General features: G+C 42.3%; 4 protein-coding genes and 1 pseudogene. 2 read left to right on the top strand and 3 right to left on the bottom strand.

The window, feature by feature from the left end; genetic code table 11:
• A pseudogene (locus HJV72_RS18645) lies at positions 1–200 on the top strand (hypothetical protein); the annotation flags it as partial.
• A gap of 492 nt (positions 201–692) precedes the next feature.
• Here the strand turns inward: HJV72_RS18645 and HJV72_RS18640 are convergent.
• The 3 genes from HJV72_RS18640 to HJV72_RS18630 form a co-directional block, all read right to left on the bottom strand.
• A complete protein-coding gene (locus HJV72_RS18640; protein WP_208073335.1) occupies positions 693–1,265 on the bottom strand; it encodes a hypothetical protein in 573 nt (190 codons plus the stop codon).
• Between the two features lie 55 nt (positions 1,266–1,320).
• Positions 1,321–1,899 (bottom strand): zinc-ribbon domain-containing protein, encoded by a 579-nt coding sequence (locus tag HJV72_RS18635; RefSeq protein ID WP_208073333.1) that lies wholly within the window; start codon positions 1,897–1,899, stop codon positions 1,321–1,323.
• Between the two features lie 62 nt (positions 1,900–1,961).
• Entirely contained in the window at positions 1,962–2,534 is a 573-nt protein-coding gene (locus tag HJV72_RS18630; RefSeq protein ID WP_208073331.1) for a zinc ribbon domain-containing protein, read from the bottom strand.
• A 229-nt stretch (positions 2,535–2,763) separates the two neighbouring features.
• Here HJV72_RS18630 and HJV72_RS18625 point away from each other — a divergent pair, with 229 nt between their 5' ends.
• Positions 2,764–5,250 (top strand): hypothetical protein, encoded by a 2,487-nt coding sequence (locus tag HJV72_RS18625; protein WP_208073329.1) that lies wholly within the window; start codon positions 2,764–2,766, stop codon positions 5,248–5,250.
• The last annotated feature ends 123 nt before the right edge of the window (positions 5,251–5,373 follow it).

The raw sequence follows: 5,373 nt of genomic DNA, 5'->3' as shown, positions 1-5,373 counted from the left end.
AGATTGACAGCGCCGCCTTAAGCGGACAGCTTCAGTCCGCGGTGAACAGCGTCACAAGCGGGGCGCCTGCGAAGGTGCCGGTGGAGATGGATACGAGCGGATTGCTAGACGGCTTGTCTCTATTCAATACAATTTCATCAAGCGCTAGAAATATAAGTGATTTATCGAAACGACTACGACTACCACTGAACCTGGATTAACCCATGAATCACAGGGTTACACAAATAAGTGAGTCCACTTCACAATAAGGAAATGACAAATATGGTGTCATCAACAAGTTGTGTTAATGGGGGTTCAATAAATATACCCAAAGGAGTATTGGAGGGCTGGTAATTCCTCTTTGCTGGAACGGAAAGTTATATGAAACCGAAACGGAGCTGGCGACAGCATATGGTATGGTTTGAAAATTCATATGGCAAACTATGTAATACATTACATAGACGTCCCAATCAGCAGTACACTCTCTGGCTAATTGTCTGGATTGCATAAACCAATAATATGGCATAAGAATCCTTAACAGAGAGGATATTCAACGACTACCCATCCTTGTAGTTGGCACGACCTTATACTGTCAGCTATTAATGTATAGTCTTAAGTGTTATGCTTAAGCATATTAATATTACCCGTCAGTAACAGTGCTCGTCTCTTTCTGTTACTTACGTTTGTTGGCATAGAGACAGTAATTTACAGTTCTATCTTTTCCCTATGTTCCATTTGTGACCGCATTTTTTACAGATATTCACTGGTTTCACAAACCCTTGAGTCGCTGATATCGTAACCGTCTCCACCAACTTCGAACGGCATCTCGGGCAGAATAGGAAATCATTCTCATCCTGTTTGGGTACGAAATAGTTTATTGCCCTCACACCCAGTTTTCCTTCAGCATTCAGATTTAAGGTTGTACTTTGTGTTGACTCATTATCGGGTTCAATAACGACACTGATTCCCCTAGTCTCAAATATTTCTTTGATTACTTCTGCATCTTTCATATTTAGCCCAGCTAAAATAATTGGGCTGTAATTCTTTTCAATTAACTTAGATGCCTCCATTGTATTAAGTCTAGTTATTATACCTACAAGTGCAACTGCTCTATTACCATATTCATGTACATCTGTTACTCTGATTTTGTATTTTGATGAATCTGTTGAATCTAGTATGATATCGTTACAACCTCTCAATTTTGCTATTGGATAGCCACAGTGGATACATACTTCCGCTTTGTCTGATACCTCTCTTTTACATTCTGGACACTTTATTAATGCCATATTGTTCCTCCTAGTCTTCAGCGCTGTTTGTTAAGAATGAAACAGGTTATGCTCCCTACCGTTTTCCAGGTTTCCATTCATATCCGCATTTTTGACAAACATTCATAGGTTCTCCCCAGCTAAAGAAGGTGGTTACGCTTACCGTATCAACCAGCTTCGACCGGCATCTCGGGCAGAATAGGAAATCATTCTCATCCTGCTTTGGCATGAAATAGTTTATCGCCTCTACACCAAGTTTACATTTAGCATTCAAATCCAGTGTCGTACTTTGTGTTGACTCATAATCAGGTTCAATAGTAACGCCAATCCTTTCATTCTCAAATATGCGTTTTATTACTTCTGCGTCATCCATGCTTAGACCTGCTATAATAATTGGGCTATAATTCTGTTCAATCAATGCTGATGCTTCTCTTAGTCTAATGTCAGCTATAGTACAAGTCAGAGCAACTGCCATACTTTTTCTATCTTGATCAGGTATATCAATTACCCTGATTTTGTAAAGTAATGGGCTTGTATGTTCCTGTTTTGTATCGCTGCAACCTCCTAGTTTCGCTATCGGATAACCACAATGTATACACACTTCTGCTTTGTCTGAAATCTCTCTTTTACATTCGGGACACTTTATTAATGCCATTCTAAATCACCTCCTAATGTTCAGCGCTGTTTGTTAATAATGAAACACGATTATACTCTCTATCATTTTCCTATGTTCCATTTGTGACCGCATTTTTTACAGATATTCACTGGTTTCACAAACCCTTGAGTTGCTGATATCGTAACCGTCTCTACCAGCTTAGATCGGCATCTCGGGCAGAATAGGAAATCATTCTCATCCTGTTTGGGTATGAAATAGTTTATCGCCTCCACACCTATCTTGCCTTTAGCATTCACATTTAAAGTTGTTCTTTGTGTTGAGTCATTATCTGGTTCGATAGCGACGTTGATTTCTTCGTTTTCAAAAATACGTTTAATTACTTCTGCATTTTCCATACTTAAGCCGGCCATAATAATCGGACTGTAATTTTTTCGAATTAATATAGATGCTTCTGGTTGCTTAATCCCAGCTATCATACGCATGAGTAGAACCGCCCTACTTTCTTTGTTATCATGTACATCAATCATTCTAATTTTATAACTTGATGGACCTGACTTTTCCTGTATTGTAGCGTTATAATCTCTTTGTTTTACTATTGGATAGCCGCAGTGGATACATACTTCTGCTTTGTCTGATACCTCTCTTTTACATTCGGGACACTTTATTAATGCCATCCTATATCACCTCCTGATAAGATTATATCACTGCCAATTATAAACAACAATATAATTAGTAGTTTATGCTTAGTCACTTAAATCATCCTTTGCAGATATTAGAGACGCATTTGCATCTGGAAGTTTAAAAGAAACTTTTAAAACGGCAAAAGAATCCCTATCACCACAAATAGCAGGAGTCTTAGACTCCTTCACAGGAAAGGCAACACTAGCCGTTGGAGCAGTTGCTTTGCTTTACACAGGACTCAACAAGCTCTCCGACGCGTATAATCTATCCTATGATTCCGCACTGAAGAATACGCAGGCCAATCTGGATAATTTTAATGGGACGAAGTCTGAATTAGACGCCTTAAATTCTCAGGCAGAGTCATATAAGGAGACACTCGCTTCCATAGCAGAAGCTAACAACATTAAGATAAAACCGAATGATTCTATTGACGATTTATATGAGAAGCTGAATACAGCAGATTTATCTGCCGCTGAAAATTCCCAAGTCCAGAAAGCCAAGCGCGCCAGCGATGAAGCAAAACGACAGGCTGCTTTAAAGGAAACACTGGCAGAACAGCAGCATAAGCTGTCCGCTTCTGATGCCAGAGACGCATTGAACATGGGAAAGCAATCAGTCGCGCAGAAAGTCGCACAGGAAGTGCCCGGAGGAAAGAGGACCTACCAGGGACAGGTAAGTAACGTCAATGTTGTAGACGCTACGATGGAAAATGTTGCCGCCATCAAAGAATATGAAAAGGCCATATCAGAACTCGAGAGTAAACAGGCCGGCTATGACCCCGGAAGCTCTGACTGGAAAAAGGCAGAAGAAGATATCAACAGCTACCGCACTGCTATAAAGACATTGACTTCTGACTTGGACACAAAGCAGAATGACCTGTCTACACTTCTCGCCAGCTTCTCGAAAGACGGCGAAGGGCTGATAGCTGAAGTCGGCTACGAAGAACAGTTCAAATCCGTCAAAAAAGCTCTGAATTCCGTTAATAATATGGATCTCTCTCAAGAAGACCAATGGCAGCAGTCCATCAATGATTTCTTTGATGGAACGACAGGCAAGAACTTTATAAAAGACCGGCTGCTGGAAGCCGCAAAGTCAGGAGAAGATGTCGTCGATGTCCTGCATAATATGGGTCTTACCCTAAGCGACCTTGGCATGACAGGCAAGGGAAAGGGGGATGCATTCAGGAATTATTTCAGTGGTCTGGCAGAATCCGCAGAAGAAGCGAAAGAGTCAATCAGCGGTATCGACGGTTCCTATGAAGGCGTACAAGAAGCATTTACCTCGGAAAATGCCGGAGATAAATGGACGAGCATGGCAGGCTATATCGACAAGGCACAGCAGATGTATGAAGAGGGCAAGATTGGCACGGATGACTTTCAGGCCGTAGCGCAGTGGATGTCTCCGCAGAAAATTACCCAAGGTGATTATGCAACCGAGGCTGAAGCATATAAAGCCGCATGGGAAAAGAGCTATACCCAAGTCAAACGGTGGTTTGATACGGACAATCCTCTTGATAGCATGCATAATTTTGCAGCAGATCTGGAAGCGACAGAAGGCACCGTCGGGAAGAACCTGGTTGATATCGATGCTGCAACCGGCAAGATTGTCCCCAAGTTTGAATCTACGGCAGAAGCTGCCAAAGCTCTCGGCGTAAACACCGAAGTAGTAGACACCATCCTTCACAATATGGAAGACTACGGATATGAATTCGACGGTATCATGTTCAGCGGTGAGGGCATGAAGGAATATGAGTCATCGCTCGATGGCATCAAAGAGCTTTACGATTCCATGAGTGACGGCGCTTCTAAAGACAGGCTCGGAAGCCTCATCGAAGGATGGGATGAAAATTATGCTACGTATACCGATGATTTATCCCAACTGACAGAAGAACAGATTGTCCATATAAAATTTGAATACGACCAGGCCTCCATACAGGCTCAGATAGATGAACTGGAAGTGCTTCAAAAGGCAGAGGGCGGAAAGAACTCAGAGACTAACGCAGGCATCATCGCCGGTTATGAGAAATACATAGCTAACGCCAAAGAGGGACTCGGCCTAAACGAAGAAGGGGTGGAGCTGCCCGTATATTTCAAGACATCGGAAGATACTGTCAGCAACTTATATCAACAGCTTAGAGAAGCCGAAGAAGGCTCCGATGAATATTTTGAAATACAAGCCAAGATTCAGAACCAGGAAGAACTCCAGCAGGCAATGTATGACGAATTTTCCGAAGAAAATCCTGACATCAACAGTGAAAGCAGTCCTGAAGAGATCAACGCAGCCTGGGAGAATTTCTTTTCACAGCCACGTTCGTTAGTCGTAGATGCCCGTCTGGGAGCGGAAGAAGTCGATGCACAGCTTGAACAGCTGAGTAACGGAAGCACAATTACATTTACGGCTGATGTAAATGGGGTTGAACAGTCTGTGACAGCCGTAAAAAATGAAGACGGCATGATTACATATACTACTGAGATTAATGGAGAAACAACAGAAGTCCAGCTAAATAAAGATGGAACAGTAACATACAATGTCAATTCTAACGCTGTCAATGGCTATAAACCGACTGATAAAGATGGTTTTGCTAAATTCTCTCCTGAAACTTCTGCTGTCGATACATGGAATCCCCCAACATTGCCTGGGAATATCGTCTTCGTTTTCAACCACAAGCATTCGAAGGCTCTTCTTAGTCACAACTATATAGCTGGATAACTCTTTTGCTAAAAGCAGCCTTGTACCCATCGACACGCTGTCTCAGATACTCATGTATGCGAAGTCCAGCTGCCAGCCGGTCCACATCTGTGAGTCCGAGCGGCCCGACAAGAAAGGGAAGAT

The sequence above is a fragment of the Extibacter sp. GGCC_0201 genome, from assembly GCF_017566055.1.
Lineage (GTDB): Bacteria > Bacillota > Clostridia > Lachnospirales > Lachnospiraceae > Extibacter.
The sequence above is the reverse complement of the archived record's forward strand: the minus strand, read 5'-3'. Positions and strand labels throughout refer to the sequence as shown.

Coding starts and splice junctions, on each gene's coding strand:
- HJV72_RS18640 (WP_208073335.1), bottom strand. CDS start 1,265: ATGGCATTAATAAAGTGTCCAGAATGTAAAAGAGAGGTATCAGACAAA.
- HJV72_RS18635 (WP_208073333.1), bottom strand. CDS start 1,899: ATGGCATTAATAAAGTGTCCCGAATGTAAAAGAGAGATTTCAGACAAA.
- HJV72_RS18630 (WP_208073331.1), bottom strand. CDS start 2,534: ATGGCATTAATAAAGTGTCCCGAATGTAAAAGAGAGGTATCAGACAAA.